A 23090-nucleotide genomic window follows, 5' to 3' on the forward strand; every position below is an offset into this window, starting at 1 on the left:
TGCATCAACAGAGGTAACCTGCATGCACAATCCTCCCTTCAATTCGACATCGATGCGCGAGCTTTCAAGCGTCAATCCGCTGTTGGCTGCAATCACCCTTCGCGCCGCACAGATTTGCGAGCAGCCCTTTCAGGTGACCAACGGTATTCGGTCACTTGAGGATCAAGTCAGAAACCTAGAGCGAGGCGCGTCCAAAACGCTGGCGTCCACTCATCTGATTGGCATTGCCGACGATCTACATGCGACGTCACCGGATGGGGCTGAGATCCTTTGGGAGCCCCTAAGTCTCTATCAGACTATCCAAATCTCCATGAAACAGGCGGCATCGGAATTTGGTGTGAAGCTGAAATGGGGTGGCGATTGGGGCTGGGACAGCGTTCATTTCCAACTCTCTACAAGCAAATACGGTCCTTCACTTGGGCTGAGTGGACAGGCCGTTGTTAATTGCCAGCGGCTTCTCAACCTCGTGTCTCCTGAACCTTTGGAAGTGGATGGCCATTTTGGCCAGATCACAGACAAGGCCGTCAGGGGTTTTCAGGCAAGCGTGAAGCTGCCCGTCACCGGCATTGTCAATTATCCCACCCTGAAAAAATTGATCCCGGCTTTTGAAAGGAGCCTCTAATGAACGACGTCAAACCCGCATTTGCATCCAAGATCAACTGGACCGCTATTCTCGGTGCCGCAGCCGGTCTTGGGACCGTATTTGGTCTCGATATTGATCCTGCTTTGCAGGCTAAAATCGTCGCGACAACCTCAGCCGTTTCGTCTGCTGCGATTGTGGTCTGGCGGACTTGGTACACCAGCAAAAAAGTGGGCTAGTGGTCGCTTTCTTCAAAGTTCTTTGGGCTGCCCTTCAATTGATTGCGACGGGCGCGCGTTACGCGGCGAAGCAGGAAAGCAACAAGGCTGCTCAACAGAAGCTTTTGTTGAACTTGATCATTCGGATCACGGAGCAGATGAATGCGGCGATACAGGCGGGGCATGAATTTGATGCTGAGTTGCATGCCAATCCTGACGGGCTGCTCAATGATGACGGATACAAGCGGCAAGCCGACAGAATTCGAGATGGCCCTAGCCAGCATTAAAACTCAAGAAAACAAGGACCGTCTGCCGTCTGTCATTTGCTCTGCCTTTGAGCCGCTGAGTTGGAGCGCAGAAGACACGAGGCAGACGGTTGTCGAGTTGAAACGGCACAATAGAAAATGGCTTCGGGTCTGTGATCCGGAGAAATATGGAAAACTTGCGAGAGGGCAAGATGACAAAAGCTAAAATCTCCTTATTTGAAATCATCAATTATCTTGCATGGGTTGCCTTGGTCATCCTTGTGTTTGTTCTCTATTTTGCTTGCTTCATGATGATCATGAGCAGAGCAGAGGCTGGCGAGGCCCCCAAAATCTATCCCGGTCCATATATCGCTTACGTGACCGAAGTTGGCGTTTATGATGGCGACACAATCAACGCAGAGATCCACACCGCGCCGGGACAAATCCTCATGACCGGCCTGCGGGTGGCCGGAGTTGATACCCCCGAGATCAGGCGATCAGGTTGCCGAACGGACGCCATGAAAGCCGATGAGTTGGCGCTTGGACAGATCGCCAAAGCCTTTGTCGAAAAACGCTATCCGGTGGGAATGCAGTTTCGCGTTCGGGATCTTCAATTTGATAAATATGGTGGCCGCCATGTTGGCATTGTCGAACGCGAAACCGCGACTGGTTGGCAACGGCTCGATGATGAGTTGTTGCGCGTTCGCCCGAGAATAGCCGATCCGTATGGGATCAATAAGCCGGGTAAAGACAGCCTCAGAAAATCCAAGAGCTGGTGTGAGGGGCAATAATGACACTCCAAGAATTGTCATGGTCAATTGGGTCAGCCAGCGGCGCACTCAGCATCTTTCTTGTTGCCTTCGCCATCTGGCGGCAACCGAGCAAAGACAACTCCGACAAACTGCATGAACAAGAGCAGGAAATACAGGGCTTGGAGCGGCGCGTTGGACGGGTTGAAACGCAGCTTGAACATGTGCCTTCCAAGGATGATTTCACGGCGTTGCAGCTTTCTCTTTCCGAACTGCGCGGCACGGTTTCCATGACTGAGGAAATTGTCAAAACGGTTCGCCGCACCACCCAAAATATCGACGATTGGCTTCGGGCCAAAGGGAGCTGAATAATGTCATCCTATGCTGATTTTTCCGACTCCGTCTCTCGGTTGGTCATCCTCAAGGAGTTGGCCAATCAGGTCGACAATCGCGCCAATACGACCATTCTCGAAATGGTTCTTGAGCAATTCGGGCAGCCTTCTACAGCCGCCTATGTTCGGAACCAATTGCGCTATCTTGAGCAGACCGCACGAGCCGTCAAACTTGAAGACGTCGGGTCTGTGCTGGTGGCCGAACTGACGCAGACGGGACAAGACCATGTTGACCGCAAGATCGCATTGGAGGGTGTGAGACGTCCACGCCTGGGGGAATAACCCATGGCTAGAAAAGGACGCGGGCGGCTCTCGTCGATTGATCTTTGGCCCGATGAGGCCGACTACCTGATTGAATGGGCCATCGAGGAGCTTGGAAAACATGACCGCACTCAGGTCGATATTCTTGCGGATCTCAATCAGAAAATCGACGAGCTAAACAGGTCCGGCGTATTGGATGAACCGCTTGAACCGGTGACCTCCAGTACCTTCAATCGCTACACTTTGAGATTGGCCCGCGAGCAGCGCCGGAAGCGCGAGAACCAGTTGATTATGAGTTCGTTGCACAAGGAACTCAATCCGCAAGATGCGGCCAAGCAAGATCAAGTCCTTATCGAGTTTCTCAAAACGCTCACATTCGAAATTCTGACCAGCTCGGGTGAAGGCAAGCTAACGCCCAAAAACGCGTTGGAGCTGTCCAACGCCCTCAAGTCTGTCATGCAGGCGGAGAATGTTTCGAACCGTCTGCGCAAGGAGATGCAAAAGGACTTCGACGCCAAGACTGAAGAAATCATCGACAAAGCTTCCAAGTCGGCAGGGCTGTCTTCAGGTCAGGTCGCACAATTGCGCCGTGACTTCCTCGGCCTGAGAAAGTGAGCCAATGCTGACCGAACAGCAAGATCCTGATCGCGTTGCCGGTAATCCCGTCCTTGCCCGCGATGACAAGAACCTCTCTGACGACTTGCCGCGTGGCGCTGAAATTCCAAATGATCTGGATCCTTTTGCCGACGGGATTTTGATGGAGCATCAAAAGACTTGGCTTGAAGATGACAACGATCTCAAGATTTGCGAGAAGGGCCGACGCACGGGGATCACTTTTGCAGAAGCGCTCGACGATACGCTGATCGCAGCAGCCGACGTTGCCGCTGGCGGGCAAAATGTTTTTTATATAGGCGATACCAAAGACAAGGGCCGCGAGTTTATCGGCTATGTCGCCCATTTTGCGCGGACCGTGCAAAAGGAAATGGTCGATATCGAAGACGGTGTGTTTTTCGACATCGATGAGAATGGCAACAGCCGCGCCATTGCCACTTATGTCATTCGCTTCAAATCCGGTTTTCGTGCCGAGGCTCTATCCTCCCGCCCCGCCAACATTCGCGGCCTTCAGGGTGTTGTCGTTATTGACGAAGCAGCGTTCCACAACGATGTGCGTGAGGTCATTGATGCGGTCAACGCCCTGTTGATCTGGGGCGGCAAGATCCGAATAATCTCGACCCATAACGGGGTTCTGAATGCCTTTAATGAACTGATCCAAGAGGCCAAGGCAGAGCGCTCCAAGGGAAAGACCAACACCTGGTCAATTCACAAATATGCTTTTGCCGATGCCATCCGAAACGGGCTGTATAAACGTGTCTGTATGATCAAGGGCAAAGTCTGGAGCCAAGAGGCCGAGGACGAATGGGAAGCCAAGATCCGGGGCGCTTATGGGTCACGCAAAGCGTCCATGCGTCAGGAGCTGGATGCGATTGCCGCCGAGAGCGAAGGGCAGGCTCTGAGCCGCGTGCAAATCGAGCATTGTATGGTCAAGGGCATCCCGGTTGTTCGTTGGGAGCAGCCGGACAATTTCCGGGATAAGCCCGACGCCTATCGCAAGGCCACGGTCGATGCGTTTTGCGAAACCCAACTCCTGCCACATCTGCAAAAGCTCGACCCATATTTGCGGCATGTGTTGGGGCAGGATTTTGCGCGCAAGGGCGATGCCTCTTGCATCGATATCAAATCAATCAATCGCGACCTGACCCGGCAAAGCCGCCTTGGTGTCGAGTTGCGCAATATCCCGTTCGAAGAACAGCGCGACATTGTTTACTTCATCGTTGACCGCTTGCCTCGCTTTTCTGGCGGTGCGTGGGATGCGACCGGCAACGGTGCTTATCTCGCAGAGAAGGCCGCTCAAAAATATGGATCAAATGCCGTTGAGGTTCATTTCTCTCAAAGCTGGTACAAGGAAAACACACCTGCCTATATCGAGTCCTTTGGATCGGTTCGATCGAACCTGCTTCCGGCCGACGAGGATATCGTCAAGGACCATCAGGCGCTTGCCTATGTTGACGGCATCATCAAGGTGCCACAGGACTTTCGCTTTAAGGGAACCGACGGGCACATGCGGCACGGTGACTATGCGCTGGCATCGATGCTGGCCTATTGGGTGAGCTTTCAGGACATTGCGGAATATAGCTATCAGTCGGTCTCGTCATTGAGCGCTGAAGGGAAATTGCATTCTGACGACGACGACAGCCCGAGGGGCACAATCTTCGGGCGGTCGTCTGTCTTTGGCAAAATGAGAGGGCTTTGGTAATGGCGGAACAACAGGCGGTTATTTACGACCTCTATGGCAAGCCGATGCGCGTGGAGAAAAAGGCGCTGGCGAGCGACACGGTGCCGGTGCGCAATTTCACGTCAAAGTTCACAGAGAGCTTTTCGAGTGAGATTACGCCGCAAAGGCTCAAGCGCATTTTGGCCTCTGCCGCCAACGGACAGCCCGACGAGTTCCTCAAAATGGCGGAACTCATGGAAGAAGAGGACGCCCATTATGCGGCCGTTCTGGGAAGTCGCAAACGGGCTGTCAGCTCAATAGAGCCCGTCATTGAACATGGCGGGGAAGGTCCAAAGGCGTCTGAGATTGGCGCCGCGGTGGAGCAGCTCATCGAGCAACCCCAGTTCTATGACATGTTGGACGATGCACTCGACGCCTTGGGCAAGGGCTATGCTGTCATTGAACAGACTTGGAGCATCAATGGAAAGTATCTGATGCCGAGCGTGTTCACATGGCTTGATCCACGCTTGTTCATGTTTGCCAAAGAGCAGCGCAAGACCTTGCGGCTGAAGGTTGACGGCGACGTGGACGGCGAAGAATTGATGGCCGGAAAATTCATTGTCCATATGCCACGGCTAAAATCAGGATTGCAGATCCGCACCGGGCTCGCTCGCGTTGCCGCTTGGGCCTATATGCTGAAGTCGTTCACCTTGCGCGGTTGGGCTGGTTACAATGAAGTGTTCGGCATGCCGTTACGGATTGGCAAGTACGACAAGGCGTCCAGCTATGAGGACCGGGCTACATTGTTGCGGGCGGTTGTTGGGATCGCCAATGACGCGGCGGGCATCATCGACAAGAATATGGATATCGAATTCATTTCCAACCCGTCGCGAGGTGGCGACTCTGTCTTTGAAAAATTTGCTGAGTATCTCGACAAGCAAATCTCGAAGGGCGTCCTTGGCCAAACCATGACGACCGATGATGGATCAAGCCTTGCGCAAGCCCAAGTGCACAATGAGGTGCGGATCGATATCCAGCAGTCCGACGCCCGGCAGCTTGCCGCTACGATCAACCGCGATGTGATCCGTCCCTTTGTCGATATCAACTTTGGTCAGCAAGACCGTTATCCGAAATTCACGCTTCCGATCAGCGTGCCCGAAGACCTCAAGCTTATGTCTGAGACGCTTGAGAATTTGGTGCCGCTTGGCCTTGAGGTTAGCATGGCAGAGGTCCGCGAACGGATCAGCTTTTCTGATCCCGACAAAAACGCCGTGCTTTTGAAGTCGCCGGGAAGCACCACGAAAGCGGAAAAGCTCAATCGCCAAGTGGCGCTGGCAAGGAAAAAACCTTCGATCGAGTTTGACGATATTGGCCTTGAGGAGCTTGATGCATGGGAAGAGCAGCTCGGCCCTATGATTGAGCCGATCCAATTGCTTGCAAAGAGCGCGGGGTCGAAAGAGGAATTTATCGCCGGGTTGGCCGAACTGGTGAGCACCATGGATGACGAAGCAATGTCTCAGGCGATTGTTGATGCGGGCCAGAAGGCGCACGCCTTTGGGGATGACAAAGGTTAGGCTGTGGCAGATTTCAGGATCCGCAATGCACCTTCCAAGGAGGTGACCCGCTATCTAAGCGGCAAGGGCATCAAGCCCTCGTTTCATTGGCGAGATGTCAGTCCACGCGAGCATGCTTTCGCTTTCACCATCGCCAAGATGACCAAGTTGGATTTGTTGATCGACACACATGCGTCGCTCAACAAGGCTCTGACAGACGGCACGCCGTTCAAGGCATGGGCAAAAGAGATTGCACCGCACCTTGCCAAAGAGGGGTGGTGGGGCAAAAAGGAGATGATCGATCCAAAGACTGGTGAGACCATCATTGCGCAGTTGGGCAGCCCCCGAAGGCTTAAGACCATCTACTGGGCGAACACGCGCAGCGCACGCGCGGCGGGGCTTTGGGAACGTGCTCAACGCACCAAGAAAGCGTTGCCCTATTTTGCCTATCGGTTGGGGCCGTCTGAACGCCACCGCCCCCACCATGCGTCGAAGGCCGGTGTGATCCTGCCAGTCGATGACCCGTTCTGGGATGCTTGGTTCCCACCGAACGGCTGGATGTGCAAATGCTGGATAGAGCAGATTACGCGTTACCGGGCTAACAAGCTTGGCGGCGAGAGTGAGCGACCGGAAATCGAGATGGTTGAGGAAACCAACCCGCGAACCGGTGAGACAGTCAGCATCCCGAAAGGTGTGTCATTCGGTTGGCATGGCAACCCCGGCAAGAACCGCGCTCAAACACTGGTCGATAATCTTAATCTGAAACTGGAGAATGCCGGGGCAATCACTCCGGCCTTGCCCAAAGCCATTATCAAGGAATTTTGGCAATCAAGAGCGCCCGAGGCCTATAGCCAAATGTCAGAGCGCGTTCACTTGCCGGTGGCCTATGTGCCCAAATGGCAAGGCAAGCTTGATGGCAAGACACCTCTTGTTGTTGTTTCGTCCGATACCGTCTCAGTCAAGGTGGGCAAACACATGGCTGTTGAGGCAAGTGCGTTTGTCAACGTTCAGGACGTGTTGGAATTTGGTGAGGCCTATCAGAGAAAGGGACGACGAGACACGACGGTGTTTCATCGTGTTGATGGTGTATGGTGGGCAGTCGCTTTGCAGCGGTCCAAAGACGGATATTTCTATATCGCGACATTCTTCAGAACCAGCTCGGGCTATGTGCAGCGGTTTCGAGATAACCATGTGTTGATTGATTTTTAGGGCGATAGAGCTTATGATTAGGGAACCGGTCGTACAGTGGCTCGTTGCCCTCGAATGGCAAGGCGGTCTGCCAACCGCATGCGACCGGGTTTCCTTTAAAATGAGTTTCGCCCAGATTAGCCCCCTGAGCGCCGACGCCCCTAAAATGGTATCGTCGGCCCGGTTGGACTTGGAATAGCTTTCGAAGGCCTTCAAAAGCCCTTCAAATTCGATTTCAACGGCATTCCTCCCCCTCCATTTGCAAATCGCGTCGGTTTGAGCCTGTAACATCTGTTACCGGCTTTTTTGAGCTTTGGGCTGTCAGCATTCAGGCATGAACCAGACAGCTCACATATTCCGCACGCATTGTGCCCTTCAGCTCGGTGCCGACGCACAAGTTCCCGAGTGGGTCGAAGTGATCCCGGCCGGGACCATCACTGGCCGCGATGATCGTGTCTTTATCAATGATCGGCCTGAGCTGATTGTTGCCCAATTTGCAGCCGACGGCATCGACCTTATTTTTGATTACGAGCATTTGAGCGAGGTTGATCTTGAAGCCAAGAAACCTGTTCCGGCTGCTGGCTGGATCTCCGCTCTTGAAGAACGCAAGGGTGCCGTCTGGGCTCGGGTCGATTGGACGGCCAAAGCGCGTGAGATGATCGCGGCTCGTGAGTATCGATATTTTTCTCCGGCCTTGCTGCTCGACCAAGATGCCGTGCCCGGTGTTCAAGTTCATGTCGTTGGCCTCAGCTCTGCCGGACTGGTTCACAGTCCCTTCCTTCGTTCTGCTGCGCTTAACAGCAAACAACCCACCACTCCAAAACCCGAAAACAGCGAGGTTGCCATGAAAGGTGACAAACGCGTCGCGCTTTGCCAAAAGCTCAAGCTTGCGGATGAAGCCTCCGACGACGCCGTGATCAGTGCCATTGCGGTGCTGCAAGCGGAAGCCGAGAAGGCTGCGCAGTTCGATCAATCGAACTTCGTTCCGAAGGCTGACTATGAGCAGGTCAAGTCTAAGCTCGATACTCTGCAAGCTGGTGAGGCGGACAAGCTCAAACTTGAAGCCGAAGCCGCAGTCGATGAAGCGATCAAGGATCAAAAGGTCGCTCCCGCATCCAAGGATTACCACCTTGAAGCATGCGCCACCCGCAAAGGGCTTGACCAGTTCAAAGCCTTGATGGGCACCACCGGCAAGCTTGCCATTACCCAGCAGACTGATCTCGACAAGAAGACGCCCCAAGCGGGCAAGGTCGAAACTCTGTCTGTCAATCAGAAGCAGATCGCCAAACAGATGGGGCTTTCCGATAAAGCCTATCTCGATCGCCTCAATGATAAGGAGGCTTGATCATGTCTGAGGCCAAAAAGGTTTCCCGGCGCAAGGGCGATGATTACGCCCACCCGGTTAAAGCGGCGGTCAGCATTGGTGGTGGTCGTTTGGTTGTCATCGACGGCACCGGCTTTGCGCAGGAAGGTCACGAAGCGGCTGGCCTGACCGTTGCCGGGTTGGCGCACTCAAGTGTCGACAATTCGAAAGGTGCCGATGGTGCCAAGACCGTCTCCACCATGCGCGGCAAGGAGCTTTATCGCTTCGAGAATGACGTCGCCGATCCGGTCACGCGTGCCCACCTTAACGCGTCTTGCTACATCGTCGATAGCGAGACGGTTTCATCTTCATCCAACACAAGCGCTCGATCCGAGGCGGGAATTGTCCGCGATCTGGACGATACCGGCGTCTGGGTTGAATTCAACTAGGAACCTGAAACATGGAAATTACTGGTGTAAACCTGAGCGACCTCGGGACGGGCTTCAGTGCTGCCTACGAAGGCGGTTTCAGCGGCGTTAAGACGAGTTATGACAAAGTCGCCGATGTCGTGCCCTCGACTGGGTCCGAGAATACCTATGCTTGGCTCAAGGACTGGCCCGCTCTTCGTGAATGGATCGGTGATCGCAAGATCAAGCAGCTTGAAGGCGAGAGTTACCGTCTGGGCAACAAGAAATTCGAAAGCACTGTTGCGATCAATGCCGATGATATCAACGATGACAAATACGGCATTTATACTCCGCGCTTCAAAGCGATGGGTATTGCGGCCGCGCAGTGGAAAGACCGCCTTGTCTGGCCACTAATGCCTTTGGGTTTTGAAGCCGTTTGTTTTGATGGTCAAAAATTCTTTGATGCTGACCATCCGGTGGGCAGTAAAGAAAATGGCAACTTCACCACCGTTTCAAATATGCAGGCAGGTACGGGCAATCCTTGGTTCCTGCTTGATACCAATCAGGCTTTGAAGCCTTTCATTCTTCAGATGCGCCAAGAGCCTGAATTCAACTCTCTGACCGATGGCGATACGTCTGAGCGTGTCTTTATGCGCGATGAGTATCTCTATGGCGTCAAAGCCCGCGCCAATGGCGGGTTTGCGTTCTGGCAGACAGCTTTCGGCTCCAAGGCTGAATTGAATGCGGCGAATTATGAGGCTGCTCGCCTTGCTATGCTGTCCCTTGAAAATGATGAAGGCGATAAGCTGGGGGTTTTGCCAAATCTCTTGGTCGTTGGTCCATCCAATGAAGCGAAGGCGCGTGCGCTGATCGCCAAAGAGCGCCTTGCGAATGGCGAAGATAACGTTTGGTACAAATCCATTGAGATCCTCGTCTCACCTTGGCTGAAATAGGAGATCAAACAGATGCCAATCAAACAGATCTCCATTGTCACCTCCCGCACGCATTGGCGTGCGGGGATGCACTTTGTTCAGGGCAAGCCCAAGCTGCTTGATCTGGACAAGCTTTCCAAAGAGCAAATCAATCAGTTGAACGATGACCAAGAGCTGCTGGTTAAAGAGTTGGACGGGGTCGCCGAGCTGTCCAATGAACCATTGGCCCGACCGGAAAGTGTGGCCGAAGTGATCGCAGCCATTCAGGTGGCCGCGCTCAACATGCCATCGGCTGACTTTACCAAGGCGGGCAAGCCTCGCGTTGATGAGCTTGAAAAGGCGCTCGGCTGGAAAGCTTCATCGGATGAGATCGAGGCGGCGCTTGATCAAATGACCGACGAGCAGAAGGCGCAACTGGCGGCTCTCATTCAAGGCTGATCAGTTCGCTATGGGTGCACTTCTCGTGCGCTTAAATGGGAGGGTCGTTGCTGGTTTGGCCCTCCCACTTTTCCTTTTCAAAGGTGCTCCATGTCCTATGCAAGTGTCGATGATTGGCTGCTCTATGAAGCCGCCCACAAAACCATTGCCGATACCGATTATGACGGCGAGGCTGACAGGGACGTGATTGAAACCGCCTTGTCTCGTGCTTCAGCCGAGATGGACGGTTGGCTTGCAAGCCGAACCGATACGCCAGTTACGGACCCAAAATCGGCACCTGTTCTGAAGCACCATTGCACGCTTATCGCGACATATCATCTGGCCAATACAGCCAACACGGTCACGGAAGAAATCGAGACCCGTTACAAGGCTTCCCTTTCTTGGCTCAAGAGCGTGTCCGAAGGCAAAAGCAGTTTGCCCATGTCTCCCAATCTGTCCAGTTCTGGGGGCAATGCGTCGGGCATTGGCGCGACCTTTGTTTTGCCCGAACGGATTTTCAAATGAGCGGGATTGAGTTTCTGGCCTCACTGGATGCGACGCTGCCCCTGCGGGCCGCAAGCAAACTGGCCGCCTTGGATGAAGCTGAACTGCTCGATGCCGTCGGCGCGATCGGTGTTAGTCAATCGCAGCGCCGTATCAGCGACGAGCAGGCCGGGCCGAATGGCGAAGCTTGGCCCGCCCTTAATCCTGAATATGCCAAAGGCAAAAGAGGGGCTGGCGGCATCTTGGAAGGCGAGGGCGACCTAATCACATCAATGGATCACGTTGTCGGTTCTGGCGAGGTCAGTTGGGGTTCGCCTCTTGTTTATGCGGCCATTCATCATTTTGGCGGGGTGATCACGCCCAAGAATGCCGAAAAGCTTGTTTTCCAGTTAGGCGGGCGAACCATCGTCGCAGATGCCGTCACCATCCCCGAACGGCCTTATCTCGGGATCAGCCAAGACAATGCCGCCGAGATTGAAGACACAGCCCTCATTTTTATTGCGGAGCCTTTTCAATGAGTGAATGGACTAAGCCAACCGGCTACAATGACGTACTGGCATCGATTGTTGCCCGGATCGAAACCTCGGGCATCTTCATGCAGGGTGCCAAGATCGAAATGGCTCCGGGAACCTTGACGGAAGGCTGGATAGCAAAAGCCAGTATTCCCAATTCAGGTGCCGCGTTTGTGGCATTGGGAAAGCTGCTCTCGGTCAAGCGCCGGTCTGATGGCATGCAGGAGCATTTGTTGAACTTGGGCATATTTGCCGCCGCTCCTTATGGCGGCAGACTTGATCAGGCAAAGAGCCTCAATGATCTGGTGTTCAACCTTACCCGCCTTATTGAGGACAATCGCTTCGAGCTGGTTCAAGCCGGTAAACCGTCCGGCTTTTCCGGGCGCAATCTGTTTTCCCTTTCCCTTATGAAGAAGGGGTCGGCTCTTTGGGCGCTCGAGTGGAGGCAAAGTTTCATGATGTTCGATCAAGATGGCCGGCAGCTCGGTGCTCCGGTTTCAAGCCAGCTTGGCCGCGAGACTGAATGGCCAACAAGTTCGGAGCTGGCCAATGTCAGCCCTTGATGCGCTGATTGATGAAATATCCGATCTGAAAGACTGGCGTGCTGAACAAGAACGCAAGTCCAACAACTACGTGCGCAAAGTCCGCATGAAGGAGCGCAAAGACGGCAAGGTCATCGTCGAAGACGGCTCGGGCTTTGTTAGCGGACCGGTAACCCAAGCCTCTATGACCTCAGGTGAGTGGACCATTGACGCCCCGGCTAATCCCGGTGCGCAAGGCTTTCTCATTTGCCCCGATGGTGAGACCGAGGGCGGCGCATTCTTTCCTTGCCTGCCAAACGACAATCATCCTCATGCCAGCACTGAACAAGGGACTTTGCGGCTCAAGGGTCCAGCCGGGGCCGAGATTGAAATTGCCGGTGGGGTGGCAACGCTGAAAGGCGTCAAGGTGGTCATTGATCCCGAAACACATTTGGCCGGTAAAGGCGGACCAGCGGTCGCCCGCGTTGGCGATATGGTCGACGTAAAATTTGGATCTTCAAAGGGGCTTCACCCGATCATTCAAGGCTCTTCAAAAGTCTTTGCCAACTGATATCTGATACCGGCTTTAGCCAATCACGCTCGCGCATAGTTGAGGCGACTTCAAACGCAACTCAACTGTTTCTCGAACGAGGTTTGTGATGGCGACAAAAGCAAAAGATCCGGGCAAGAAAACCTACATTGTCCAGCAGCGCGGCCCGGTGCTTGATGATCAGATCAAGGAAAAGGGCTCCGAGATTGAAGCCCACCCCAATCAAGTTACCTTTTTGTTGCTCAACGGCACTCTGACCGAAAAGCCTTCTGTCGCAGATAAAGCCAAAGCAACCGCAAAAACCGCTGAGAAATAGGGGGCGGTATGTCGGGCTATGACGCACGAACAGGCAAGCCGCTCGAGGGCGACGCACGCATTGTGCAATCCATCGGCCGACTGATTGTCACCAATGGCGATCTCGTCATGCGGCGCGATCTGGCTTGCGCCCTGCCTGATCTTATCGATGCCCCCGGAAATGACGTGGTGAGGATGCTCTATTGCGCGGCGGTTGCCACGGCTATTCATGAAGGGGAGAGCCGAGCAAATTTGCGAACCCTGAAGGTCGTTGCCCCTGACGAGGCAAGCGACTTGAACGCCGCTTTGTTGGTCGCAGACGGTCAGAGCGTTCTTGTCCTTGATGCGGTGAGCCTTGAGACAGGAAAGGCTCTTAACTTCGGTGAGCTGGTGTCATGAGCAAGTATGATGACCTGATTGATTTGAGCAAGCTTGGCCCGCCTAAGCTGGTGGACTTGTCCGGTTATGACGCTCAGCTCTCGGCCCTGATGGCGGCATACAAGCTACGATACCCGGATTTTGAAGACGAAACGGAATTTGAGCCGGTAAAGGCTCACTTTGGCGTTGATGCTTGGCTTGCAGACAATGTACGCGACAGGATCAATGAAGCGGGCAAGGCAACGCTGCTCGCCAGCGCGGGCGGTTCAGACCTTGAGGTGATTGGTTGGAGCCGGAATGTTGAGCGCAAGGTCATTGATGAGGACGCGGGCATCTATGAGGATGACGATGACTTGCGCGAGCGCATTCACATGGCCCCGGAAAGCTGGTCGACGGCTGGGCCTCAAGGCGGATATGAATTCTGGGCGGAAACGGTTGAGGCCGTCAAAGACGCACAAGCGATCAGCCCTTCACCGGCCGTGGTTGAAATCTATGTTGTCGGGCATGACACATCAGTCCCGGCTACGGAAGGCTTGCTGGCAGACGTAACCGCTGCAATCTCGGCAGACAACCGCCGCCCGATCGCCGATCGTGTGAGCGTTCATAGCGCGGACATCGTTCCTTATGATCTGGTTGCAACCATCAAGGTTCAATCCGGCCCCAGCCCTGACGTCATTCAAGCTGAAGCTGAAAAGGCGCTTGCCGCTTATCAGGAAAGCCGGGCCTATATCGGCAAAAGTCTGCCTGCGTCGGCACTCTATGCGGCTTTGACGGTCGCCGGTGCTGAAGAGGTTAGCTTGTCGCCAGCAGAAGGCGTTACCGTTACGCAAACACAGATTGCGCACTGCAATTCGGTGACGATCAATGTGGAGGTGATCAATGTATGACGCTTCCAAGCATTTGCCGCTTTATGCATCCGATCATGAATTGCGGGTGTCATCTGTCAGCTTTTTGATGGATGACATCGAGGCGGCGATCATTGCCCTGTCGAAAGAAAAGAACCCGGCTGAATGCCGCGCCGAGATCCTGCCTTGGCTTGCCTATGAAGCAAGTGCCGATTTTTGGGATCCTGCATGGTTCGAAGACACACGTCGAACGGTTATCGCTGCTCAATGGGAAATCCACCGTCACAAGGGCACGCCTTACGCATTGAACTATGCGCTCGATATGGTCGGCCTTGAAAGCAATCTGGTTGAGTGGTGGCAGATGGAGCCACCCGGCGTCCCCGGTACGTTTGAGGTTACCGCTTGGTTGGCCAAGCCGGTTTATGATCGCGAGATTGATCATATCGAAAGACTGACCTCGATTGCGCATCAAGCCATAACGCGCACCAAGCCTCTGTCCCGGCATTATAGCTTGCGTTTGGCTTTGCGTTCGTGGCTTTCAATCGTTCCTCACTCGGCTTTGCAGGATCTTCAAAAGGTCAAGATCCTGCCACCCATGGCGACGGACCTCAGTAGCACCATGAAGATGGTGATGGCGGGCTGCGCCTCGACCGGTGAATTGGTCCGGATCAAGCCAAAGCAGACCACCGCGATCTATGACGCCATGTCACTGGCCTTTGGAGGCTCGACATCGGTTGGCGAAGTGATCCGTCTTTATCCTCCAACAGCGTCCGGCCTTGAAAGCCAAGCGTCCTATCACCTTGCTATCGGGGTCCGCCCGGCCAACCCAATTGTGACCATCTTGCCGGAGGGGCATGCATGACGACCTACTCAACGCGCCTGACCAATGCCGGGGCGATTGCCCTCAATGAGGCAATCACCGGCGACACCGCCATCGCCTTGGATGTGCTGGCTGTTGGCGATGCCAACGGCGCGGACTATGTGCCAGACGGCAGCGAGGCCGCCCTGATCAACGAACAATACCGCCTACCACTGGCCTCGATCATTCCTCATCCAGTTAATGCGGATTGGTTGGTTCTGGAAGCCATTTTGCCGCCCGATGTTGGTGGCTGGTGGATCCGTGAGGTCGGGATCTATGATGACAATGGCGACCTGTTTGCCATCGCCAATTTCCCACCAACATACAAGGCTGTGGCAGTCGACGGCGCAACGTCAAGCCTCACCATTCAGATTGTTCTTCAGGTGTCTGATAGCAATGCGCTGACCTTGTCAGTTGATGCACAGGAGGGCTATGCCACGCAGAGTTTTGTGGAGGCGGGGCTTAGCGGCAAGGCCGATAACGACCATACCCATGATGATCGTTATTACACAGAAACTGAGATAGACACCAAGCTGATAGCCAAAGCCCCAGCCTCTCATTCTCATGATAACCTTTACTATACTGAGGCCGAAATTGACGCCAAATTGGCGGGAAAGGCCGCGACCAGTCATACTCACGATGGTCGCTATTACACGGAAACAGAGATGGACAGCAAACTGGCCGGTAAAGCCGCCGCCAGTCATACTCATCCTGTCGGACAGATCAGCGGCATCAATGGTAATTTCGATCTCGCCAATGGCCTCTTTGGTGGCAAATCACCAAGTGAGTTGACCGGAATATTTGCTTGGGTGTCTTTCAATGGTGCCTCTGGTGCTGTGCTGGGAAGCAGCGGTGTCAGTTCTGTCACCAAGAATGGCACAGGTGACTTCACAGTTAACTTCTCGGCTGCAGCGGCCTCTACGGGCTACGCAGTAGTGGCTCTTGCGGGCAGAACAGGCACAGATGGAAACATCAATGCTGCTTTGTGGCCCGGTTCTTCGAAGAGCATGTGGGGTGTTCGCCTTTCCATCCAAGTTTCGTCAAACGCGGTTCGTGAAAACACCGCGATTGTCGACGTTCTGATTATTGGCGGGTGATATGACAGAAGAATGCATCGTCTATAAAGACAACAATGGCCTGGCTCTTGTTATGCCCTCTGGTGAAGTGGCCGACGCCCTTAAGGATATTCCTACAGGTGCTACCCACCGGACTCTGGCCATTGATAACCTGCCGGAGCACCCTATTGATATTTGGGGTGAGGCATATTTGGCTACAGGCCTCATGCCTGCATTGGGCGAGCATGTGCCGCTCATCCCCCTTGCTCCTATCACTCGAAAACAGATGATTGATGTGCTGATCGACCATAATTTGGACGAGGCGGTCGAGCCAGCTCTTGAAGCAATTGAAGATGTTACGGAGCGCAAGAAAGCCCTCAATGCCTGGCAAAACGCCACTCAGTATGAGCCAGACCATGCGCTGATATTGCAAATGAAGACCACCCTCAATCTCACCGACGAAGAATTTCAGACCATGTGGCGTGAAGCCATGGTGCTTTAACGGAGCTGAATGATGACTGCCGCAACTTACTATACCCGCCTCACCAATATCGGCTCCAATGCCCTCAGCGCGGCCATTACCGGTGGCGCTTCGGTTTCTCTGACCCATCTTGCTGTGGGAGACGCCGATGGTTCTAGCTATGATCCAGACGGAACGGAAACCAATCTGGTGCACGAGACACATCGGCTCAATATCACGTCTATCACGCCAGACGTTCAGAACCCGGCTTGGCTGATTGTCGAGGCAATTCTCCCGCCTGACGTGGGTGGGTGGTGGATCCGCGAGGCAGGCCTGTTTGACGCCAATGGGGCAATGTTCGCCATCGCCAAATATCCGCCAACCTACAAGGCCATCCTTACGGATGGCACCGCCTCGACGCTCACGATCCAGATCGTCCTGCAGGTCACCAATACCGATAGCATTCAGTTGGTGGTCAACCCTCTTGACGGCTACGCCTCCCAAAACTGGGTTATATCCTCCTATCCATGGGCCAACGAAGAAGAAGTGGTAGACGCGGCGATTGAAAAGAAGCTGGTGGATCCAAAACGTTTGGCAGCCGCATTGTCACAACTCTCCTTTGCAAGGCCTGAGGATTTAACGTCCTTGTCTGAGGCAATTGATCTTGCGTTGGAAGGCAAAGCAGCACGCAATCATAACCATGCCGGGGTTTATGCGCTGGCAGCCCATAACCACGACGGTGCCTATGCGTCGATCAATCACGCTCATGATCTTCTATATGCCGCCAAAAGCCATGGTCACCAGATCAGCGAAATCAGCGGCATCAATGGCATTTTCGATTTGGCAAATGGTTTGATCGATGGCCGGTTGCCGAGCCAATTAGGCGGGGGACCTGCCGCTTCGATTACGCACGAGATGGCCAATGGAGTTGACGGAGGCTGGCTTTACGCTGGCTCTTGGCAAGTGAGGCCCTACAACACGGAAGATGATCCATTTGGATTGATCTCACTGGCCAACAACAGCTTCACGCCAGCAGCCGACCTGTATATGAGTGGATGGGCTTCTATCAACGATACCGCTCAGACCTCCTCGCGGGTTTTTTGTGTAACAGATAATGCGGTTGTTGCCGTTGGATCAGGCGGGCATTCCAACCCGACCTATTATTGCACCTCGCACACCTTTTTCTCCGCGAAGCTTACGGCAGGAAAAACCTATCGCATCGAGATGCGTGGGGCGGAAACCTCTGTTGGCTTCGGGGTTTCCATGGTGTTGGGGCAAACTGAGCTTTATTCTCAAATCGATTTCTGGAGGCGATAAAAATGGTTGTTCTGATCAACGACGACCGCGTGATCCAACATGTTTGGAAGCATAAGACGATTAAGGATTTGGTAGAAATCCTAAACGGCACTGAAGGCTTTTCGAAAGAGAACCTACTCGAGATGGATGGCGTGCCAGGTCAGATCGTCAATGAAGATGGGTCTTTGCGTAACCCTGCACCGGGGCCGGTGCGGCTCGCTCCTATCACCCGCAAGCAGTTGATTGATGTGCTGATCAACCATGAATTGGATGAGACGGTCGAGCCTGCTCTTGAGGCCATCGCAGATGGCAAAGAGCGCAAGAAAGCGCTGAATGCTTGGCGGAACGCATCGATCTACAAGCCGGATCATGATCTTATCGGGCATATGAAGGCAGCTCTTGATCTTACCGAGGACCAATTCGCAGCCATGTGGCGAGAAGCCATGGTGCTTGAATAGGGAGCAAAAACTCATCCCTTTACCTGATATCTGATACCGGCTCACGGTCTCGCTCCTTGCGGTTAACTGGATGTAGTTAACCGCAAGGAGCGAAAGCATGACGACGAATTATGGTCATGGCGTCTATTCCTATGACAAGACGTCAGCCCCGCCTCAAATCACAGTCGGTGAAAGCGGCGAAATCGCTATCACCGGCACGGCCCCCGATGCCGTTGCCGAAGACTGGCCTCTCGATATTCCTGTCGATATCAATGGCGATATCACCAAAGCTGCAAGCTTGGGTGCAACCGGCACTCTGCCTATCGCTCTGCAACAGATTTGGCGGCAGTATGGCAAGCAATCGGGCCGTATTGCGGTTATCCGCGTTGAGAAAATCGAAGACACAGCACAACAGACAAGCGCGGTTCTGGGCAGTGAGATCGACAAGACTGGCGTCTATGCCATCCTCAAATGTCAGTCGTTGCTTGGCTTCGAGCCTGACCTCCTGATCGCTCCCGGTTTCGCCACGGTGCCAACCGAAGGGGACGTGACGCCAGTTGCTGGTGCATTGTCTGCGATCGCAGAAAAGATCCGGAGCTTTGTCTATCTGGATACGACCAACGGAATGCTCGCCGAAGCCCATCAAAGCCGCGCTTTGGTCGGCTATGACAACGCGATGCTGGTGCACAATTTCACGAAAGAGTGGGATAGCGCAGTTGATGCTCATGTCGCCGTTCCCGGATCTATCTTTGCGGCTGCGATGCAGTCCAAATATGATCTTGAAAAAGGGTTCTGGTGGTCTGCGTCGAACAAGCCGGGCAACCTTGATGGGCTGTCCCAGCAGATCCAATATCGCCGGGGTGACAAAGGATCAGAGGCCAACCTGCTGAACGCCGATCAGATCTCCACGATCATTCGCGATAAGGGCGAATACAAGCTCTGGGGTTCTCATACGCTTGATGACGCCCAGCTTCTTGGCGGCACCATTGTCGGTCGCCGTGTGTCCTACAAGGTGTATGACGCCCTTGACGATGGCCTGCACCCTTACATTGATCAGCCAACGAGCCTGCAAGCGATTGAGGATATCTCCGCTTCGGCCCGCGAGTTCTTGCGCACGCTGGCCTCAAAGGGCGCTCTGATCGGATACGAATTTGAGCTGCCGATCGGCCTCAACACGATCTCCCAAATTCAGGCAGGTCTGTTCATCTATCGCTTGAAATGGGTGGAAGCTGGCCCGATGCGCGAAATTCAGATCTGGGGTGTTCGCACGCCCGATCTCTATGCGGAGTTCCTTGATCAGGCGTCCGCCCTTTCATACTTCCGCGAAACGGTCGCGGGCTAAGGAGCTTCAATCATGGCAATGGAAAAGATTAGCGCGCTCGATGGCTTCACCCTTTGGATTGGTGACGCGGACTATGGTGGGACGGTGACCGGGATCACGTTGCCCGGTCTACCGCGCCGCATTGAGGGACGGCGCACTGGCGGCCGCCGTGGTGTCTTGGGCGTCAAGCTTGGCCTTGAAGAAGCCAAGGCAACAATCAAGACAAAGGGGGTCTCGCAAAGTCTGATTGATGCGGTCAGCTCTGGTAAAATTGACGGCACCCGCCTGTTTGCCCGAGGCAATCTTGACGATCAGCAAGGCGGCTACACATCGGTTGTCTACGAGCTACAGGGCCGATGCACCAACCCGGACAAAATCTCGGAAGAATGGACCGATGACGATGTCGAGGGTGAACTTGAATTCTGGCTTGTCTATTGGCGCAAAGACGTTGCGGGGGAGCGCAAGCTCGAGGTCGATCTACTCAATGACACCATCTATCCGGACGAGGCAAACGACGCCCGTCGCGCCAACCTTGGCCGCTAATGATGCCTCCTGAGCGGGCGTCTTTGAGTTGCCCGCTCTCGCCTTTCTCTTAATCAGCAACGAAAGACACCCTGTCATGAAACAGCAAATTGTCACCCTGCCTCAGCCGATCAAACTCAATGGTCAGGATCAGGACAAAGTCACCATTGTGCGCGAGCCTATTGGGCGCGAAATGGGCCAATACACGGCTTTTGATCTGATGGAAGGCAATATCAAGGCGCTTGCCTATGTGCTGCCCAAAGTCACCAATCCTCCCTTGGCTCGCAATATGGTCCTCGACATGAGCGCCTCCAACCAGATGGCCTTGATTGCGGGGTTCAACCGTTTTTTCGATGGGATGGACGTGGATGGCTGTGTCGAGACGGTGGATACGGCTCAGACCGAGACGACGATCCCGGCGACGAAGACTTCGACCAAGCCTTCATAGATCCTCCCAAAAAACCGGAGGACATGAACCAGATCCGGTATGAAGTCTCGGCCGCCTTTCAATGGTCCCCCGACTATATCGACGGTTTGGACTGGAGCCGCATATATGGCCACTGGATCGACGCACGGGAGATCCTGCTAGAGCGAGAAAAGGCATTGAGGAAAAGTGAGCAATCTTAATGCATCAATGACGCTCTCCATTCGGGATAAATGGTCCCGTGGGGCAAAGCGGTTCCAGAAAGACATGAAGGGTCTGGAAAGCTCGTCGCGCCGGTTGCGCGGCGAGTTCAAAGGCGTTTCGAACGACACTCGAAAGATGGCTCAAGCCAGTTCGGACGCCGCCCGTAAGCAGCTCAAGCTCATTTCGAATTTCAAGCAGACGCAAAAGACGCTGGCTTCGACCAGGAGCGAGTTCGATCGCGCCAAATCAGAAGTGGCCCGGCTCAAAGAGCAAATGCAGGCGATTGGTCCTCCGGTCAAAGGCTTGGAGCAAAGGCTGAACAAAGCCAACGCCACGCTAAGCCGAACCAAGGACAAATTCAGGTCGGCCGCCCAAGCCTCTCATGCCGCAAAGAACGGTTTGCGAGAAGCGGGGATTGAGGCGAAACAACTTGCCGCCACTGAAAAGCGGCTGTCTTCCAGCCTTGATAAAGCAACGCAGGATTTGCGCGAACAGGCGGCCGCCACGCGCAAGCTCGAGGGCGAGTACCAAAGGCTTGAGCACCGCAAACGTGCCATTGCAAAGCTGACCGATCGGGAGCGAAACCGACGAAACGATCGTGCCATGCTGGGCGGAAAGATTGCCATAGCGGGGGTTAGTTCCATGATTGCCGGGCGGCAAGTGGCGCGACCTGTGGTGTCGTCAGCCAACCAGTTTGGCAACTTCGAAGAAGCCATGGACAGCGTGGCGGCCGTTGCGCGGATCAAACAGAATAGTGGCGATTACAAAGAGCTGTTTAATCTGGCTCGCGAGCTTGGCGCGACCACCAGCTATAGCGCCATTGAAGCCGCTCAAGGCATGAACTTTCTTGCCATGGCGGGTATGGACAAAGCATCTATCAAAGCCGCTATGGCTGATGTGCTCAATCTGGCCAAAGCCACCAAGACGGATCTTGCCGCCACGGCTGATATCTCATCCAATATTCTATCAGGCTTCGGGCTGGCCCCTGAAGAAATGAACCGGGTTGCCAACGTCCTGACCGCGACCACAACGCGGGCCAATGTTGATTTGACCATGCTGGGCGAGAGCATGAAATATGCCGCCCCTATCGCCAAGCAATTGGGCGTGAGCCTTGAAGAGACCGCCGCCATGGCCGGTCTTTTGGGGAACGTGGGTATTCAAGGCTCAATGGCCGGTACCAGCTTGCGCACGATCTACACCCGTCTTGCTGCCCCGAACAAGCGGGCGCGGTCTGCGCTCAAAGCCTTGAAGGTTGAAACGAAGGATCTGAAAGGCAACCTTCTGCCTGTGCCTGATTTGCTTTTGAAGATCGCCAAAGCCAGCGAGGGTATGGGATCGGGCAAGCGTGCCGAAATGTTTAAAGACATTGTCGGGGCGGAAGCCGGATCTGCCTTTGCCTCGCTCCTTGATGAGCAGGGATTTGAGGTCTTTGAAAAACTCTTGAAGGATCTGAAGAACGTCAAAGGGGAAGCCGCCCGCGTCGCCACTGAAATGGGCGACAACTGGATGGGTGATAAAAAGGCGCTCGGTTCGGCTATGGCTGAGATTGCCTTGATCTTTGGCGAGTCCCTCAACCCGGCTTTGCGCGAGGCAACCCAATGGATCACAAAGCAAACACGCGCCTTCGGTGAATGGCTCAAAGCCCACCCAAAACTGACCAGAGCAATCGCTTTCACTGTGGCCGCCCTTGCTGGCTTGCTGGTCGTGGGTGGAGGGTTCTTGACCTTCATGGGCACTTCCATCGCCCTGTTGGCTGGGTTGCGGTTTGGCCTCTTTATGCTTGGCTTGAAGGCCAAAACCGGTGCCGGAGCAATCGGTTTGGTTGGCACCGCATTGAAAGCATTGGCCCCGATCAGGTGGGCGGCCTTGTTGCCTGTTGCTGGTCTTGCCAGCGTGGTTAGCAGCATAGTCTCGATCATAGGCGGGATCGGTGCTGGTTTGGTTACGGCGACGGCTCCGGTTTGGGGTATCATCGCGGCATTGGTCGCAGCCGTCGCTGGTTTTGCCTTGGCGATCTATAATTATTGGGTGCCGATTTCGGAATTTGTCGGTGGGTTTGCTGACGTCATTGGCGATGCTTTGTCGTCAATGGTTGCCATGTCGCGCACCGTCAAGCGCCACGCAGCAAGCGCCGCCCTTGCGACCAGTATCGCGGCCGCTCCAATGGCGGCGACGGCCGCGCCATCGATATTGCCTTCTCTGGCGGCCGCAGAAGCCACCGCCGCAGGCAAGACCGATAGAAAGATAGAGCTCAATGTATCGGTTCCGATCGGCTCTATCACGGCAAGCGACCCCAACATCGAGGCCCGTGTTCAGCAAGCCATTCACGCCGGTGTTGAAGAGGCCGTTGAACGGGCTTTGGCCCGCCTCTCTGACCGGCTCGGAGACTGA

General features: G+C 54.5%; 31 protein-coding genes. All 31 read left to right on the forward strand.

What is annotated here, in order from left to right:
* Positions 1 to 52: 52 nt before the first annotated feature.
* The 31 genes from CPH65_RS08025 (at position 53) to CPH65_RS08170 (ending at position 23090) form a co-directional block, all read left to right on the forward strand.
* Complete coding sequence (locus tag CPH65_RS08025) at positions 53 to 622, forward strand: peptidoglycan-binding protein (RefSeq protein ID WP_172891484.1); 570 nt, start codon at positions 53 to 55, stop codon at positions 620 to 622.
* Complete coding sequence (locus CPH65_RS08030; protein ID WP_096173006.1) at positions 622 to 819, forward strand: hypothetical protein; 198 nt, start codon at positions 622 to 624, stop codon at positions 817 to 819. Before CPH65_RS08025 ends, CPH65_RS08030 begins: the two co-directional genes overlap by 1 nt.
* On the forward strand, positions 792 to 1085 hold the full coding sequence (locus CPH65_RS08035; RefSeq protein WP_157747563.1) for a hypothetical protein: 294 nt from the start codon (positions 792 to 794) through the stop codon (positions 1083 to 1085). Before CPH65_RS08030 ends, CPH65_RS08035 begins: the two co-directional genes overlap by 28 nt.
* A gap of 170 nt (positions 1086 to 1255) precedes the next feature.
* The gene (locus CPH65_RS08040) at positions 1256 to 1834 is read left to right on the forward strand and encodes a hypothetical protein (RefSeq protein WP_157747564.1); all 579 of its coding nucleotides are present in this window, start codon (positions 1256 to 1258) and stop codon (positions 1832 to 1834) included.
* Positions 1834 to 2160, forward strand: coding sequence for a DUF2730 family protein (locus CPH65_RS08045; protein WP_096173009.1), 327 nt, complete (start codon positions 1834 to 1836; stop codon positions 2158 to 2160). The genes CPH65_RS08040 and CPH65_RS08045 overlap by 1 nt, the downstream gene beginning before the upstream one ends.
* Before the next feature lie 3 nt (positions 2161 to 2163).
* Entirely contained in the window at positions 2164 to 2466 is a 303-nt protein-coding gene (locus CPH65_RS08050) for a hypothetical protein (RefSeq protein ID WP_096173010.1), read from the forward strand.
* A gap of 3 nt (positions 2467 to 2469) precedes the next feature.
* Positions 2470 to 3060, forward strand: coding sequence for a phage protein Gp27 family protein (locus tag CPH65_RS08055; protein WP_096173011.1), 591 nt, complete (start codon positions 2470 to 2472; stop codon positions 3058 to 3060).
* Between the two features lie 4 nt (positions 3061 to 3064).
* On the forward strand, positions 3065 to 4759 hold the full coding sequence (locus CPH65_RS08060; RefSeq protein ID WP_096173012.1) for a hypothetical protein: 1695 nt from the start codon (positions 3065 to 3067) through the stop codon (positions 4757 to 4759).
* Positions 4759 to 6291, forward strand: coding sequence for a DUF935 domain-containing protein (locus CPH65_RS08065; protein ID WP_096173013.1), 1533 nt, complete (start codon positions 4759 to 4761; stop codon positions 6289 to 6291). Before CPH65_RS08060 ends, CPH65_RS08065 begins: the two co-directional genes overlap by 1 nt.
* A gap of 3 nt (positions 6292 to 6294) precedes the next feature.
* A complete protein-coding gene (locus CPH65_RS08070; RefSeq protein ID WP_096173014.1) occupies positions 6295 to 7479 on the forward strand; it encodes a phage minor head protein in 1185 nt (394 codons plus the stop codon).
* Positions 7480 to 7792: 313 nt separating this feature from the next.
* Positions 7793 to 8803, forward strand: coding sequence for a phage protease (locus CPH65_RS08075; RefSeq protein ID WP_096173015.1), 1011 nt, complete (start codon positions 7793 to 7795; stop codon positions 8801 to 8803).
* 2 nt (positions 8804 to 8805) lie between these two features.
* Positions 8806 to 9210: a hypothetical protein gene (locus tag CPH65_RS08080; RefSeq protein WP_096173016.1), complete on the forward strand. Its 405-nt coding sequence runs from the start codon at positions 8806 to 8808 to the stop codon at positions 9208 to 9210.
* A gap of 11 nt (positions 9211 to 9221) precedes the next feature.
* Complete coding sequence (locus CPH65_RS08085) at positions 9222 to 10121, forward strand: Mu-like prophage major head subunit gpT family protein (protein ID WP_096173017.1); 900 nt, start codon at positions 9222 to 9224, stop codon at positions 10119 to 10121.
* Between the two features lie 12 nt (positions 10122 to 10133).
* Positions 10134 to 10538, forward strand: a complete 405-nt coding sequence (locus CPH65_RS08090) for a hypothetical protein (RefSeq protein ID WP_096173018.1) — start codon at positions 10134 to 10136, stop codon at positions 10536 to 10538.
* Between the two features lie 90 nt (positions 10539 to 10628).
* The gene (locus CPH65_RS08095; RefSeq protein ID WP_096173019.1) at positions 10629 to 11042 is read left to right on the forward strand and encodes a DUF1320 domain-containing protein; all 414 of its coding nucleotides are present in this window, start codon (positions 10629 to 10631) and stop codon (positions 11040 to 11042) included.
* A complete protein-coding gene (locus tag CPH65_RS08100) occupies positions 11039 to 11539 on the forward strand; it encodes a phage virion morphogenesis protein (protein ID WP_096173020.1) in 501 nt (166 codons plus the stop codon). The genes CPH65_RS08095 and CPH65_RS08100 overlap by 4 nt, the downstream gene beginning before the upstream one ends.
* Positions 11536 to 12096, forward strand: a complete 561-nt coding sequence (locus CPH65_RS08105; RefSeq protein ID WP_096173021.1) for a hypothetical protein — start codon at positions 11536 to 11538, stop codon at positions 12094 to 12096. Before CPH65_RS08100 ends, CPH65_RS08105 begins: the two co-directional genes overlap by 4 nt.
* Complete coding sequence (locus CPH65_RS08110) at positions 12083 to 12625, forward strand: hypothetical protein (protein WP_096173022.1); 543 nt, start codon at positions 12083 to 12085, stop codon at positions 12623 to 12625. The genes CPH65_RS08105 and CPH65_RS08110 overlap by 14 nt, the downstream gene beginning before the upstream one ends.
* An 88-nt stretch (positions 12626 to 12713) precedes the next feature.
* The gene (locus CPH65_RS08115; protein ID WP_096173023.1) at positions 12714 to 12920 is read left to right on the forward strand and encodes a hypothetical protein; all 207 of its coding nucleotides are present in this window, start codon (positions 12714 to 12716) and stop codon (positions 12918 to 12920) included.
* Positions 12921 to 12928: 8 nt separating this feature from the next.
* Positions 12929 to 13297 (forward strand): baseplate assembly protein, encoded by a 369-nt coding sequence (locus tag CPH65_RS08120; RefSeq protein ID WP_096173024.1) that lies wholly within the window; start codon positions 12929 to 12931, stop codon positions 13295 to 13297.
* Positions 13294 to 14163 carry a baseplate J/gp47 family protein gene (locus CPH65_RS08125; protein ID WP_096173025.1) on the forward strand — a complete coding sequence of 290 codons (870 nt, stop codon included), beginning with the start codon at positions 13294 to 13296 and terminating at the stop codon, positions 14161 to 14163. Before CPH65_RS08120 ends, CPH65_RS08125 begins: the two co-directional genes overlap by 4 nt.
* Positions 14156 to 14983 (forward strand): phage tail protein I, encoded by an 828-nt coding sequence (locus CPH65_RS08130; protein WP_096173026.1) that lies wholly within the window; start codon positions 14156 to 14158, stop codon positions 14981 to 14983. Before CPH65_RS08125 ends, CPH65_RS08130 begins: the two co-directional genes overlap by 8 nt.
* On the forward strand, positions 14980 to 16077 hold the full coding sequence (locus tag CPH65_RS08135; RefSeq protein ID WP_096173027.1) for a phage tail protein: 1098 nt from the start codon (positions 14980 to 14982) through the stop codon (positions 16075 to 16077). Before CPH65_RS08130 ends, CPH65_RS08135 begins: the two co-directional genes overlap by 4 nt.
* Position 16078: 1 nt before the next feature.
* The gene (locus tag CPH65_RS08140; RefSeq protein WP_096173028.1) at positions 16079 to 16537 is read left to right on the forward strand and encodes a hypothetical protein; all 459 of its coding nucleotides are present in this window, start codon (positions 16079 to 16081) and stop codon (positions 16535 to 16537) included.
* A gap of 12 nt (positions 16538 to 16549) precedes the next feature.
* Positions 16550 to 17812 (forward strand): phage tail protein, encoded by a 1263-nt coding sequence (locus tag CPH65_RS08145; protein ID WP_157747566.1) that lies wholly within the window; start codon positions 16550 to 16552, stop codon positions 17810 to 17812.
* Positions 17813 to 17814: 2 nt separating this feature from the next.
* A complete protein-coding gene (locus CPH65_RS08150; RefSeq protein ID WP_096173030.1) occupies positions 17815 to 18249 on the forward strand; it encodes a hypothetical protein in 435 nt (144 codons plus the stop codon).
* A 97-nt stretch (positions 18250 to 18346) separates the two neighbouring features.
* Positions 18347 to 19570, forward strand: coding sequence for a phage tail sheath subtilisin-like domain-containing protein (locus CPH65_RS08155; RefSeq protein ID WP_096173031.1), 1224 nt, complete (start codon positions 18347 to 18349; stop codon positions 19568 to 19570).
* Between the two features lie 12 nt (positions 19571 to 19582).
* Complete coding sequence (locus CPH65_RS08160; protein ID WP_096173032.1) at positions 19583 to 20092, forward strand: phage major tail tube protein; 510 nt, start codon at positions 19583 to 19585, stop codon at positions 20090 to 20092.
* A gap of 76 nt (positions 20093 to 20168) precedes the next feature.
* Complete coding sequence (locus CPH65_RS08165) at positions 20169 to 20519, forward strand: hypothetical protein (RefSeq protein WP_096173033.1); 351 nt, start codon at positions 20169 to 20171, stop codon at positions 20517 to 20519.
* A gap of 23 nt (positions 20520 to 20542) precedes the next feature.
* On the forward strand, positions 20543 to 20698 hold the full coding sequence (locus tag CPH65_RS23800; protein WP_157747567.1) for a hypothetical protein: 156 nt from the start codon (positions 20543 to 20545) through the stop codon (positions 20696 to 20698).
* Positions 20685 to 23090, forward strand: a complete 2406-nt coding sequence (locus tag CPH65_RS08170; protein WP_157747568.1) for a phage tail tape measure protein — start codon at positions 20685 to 20687, stop codon at positions 23088 to 23090. The genes CPH65_RS23800 and CPH65_RS08170 overlap by 14 nt, the downstream gene beginning before the upstream one ends.

Origin of the sequence: Cohaesibacter sp. ES.047 (assembly GCF_900215505.1) — a bacterium.
Lineage (GTDB): Bacteria > Pseudomonadota > Alphaproteobacteria > Rhizobiales > Cohaesibacteraceae > Cohaesibacter.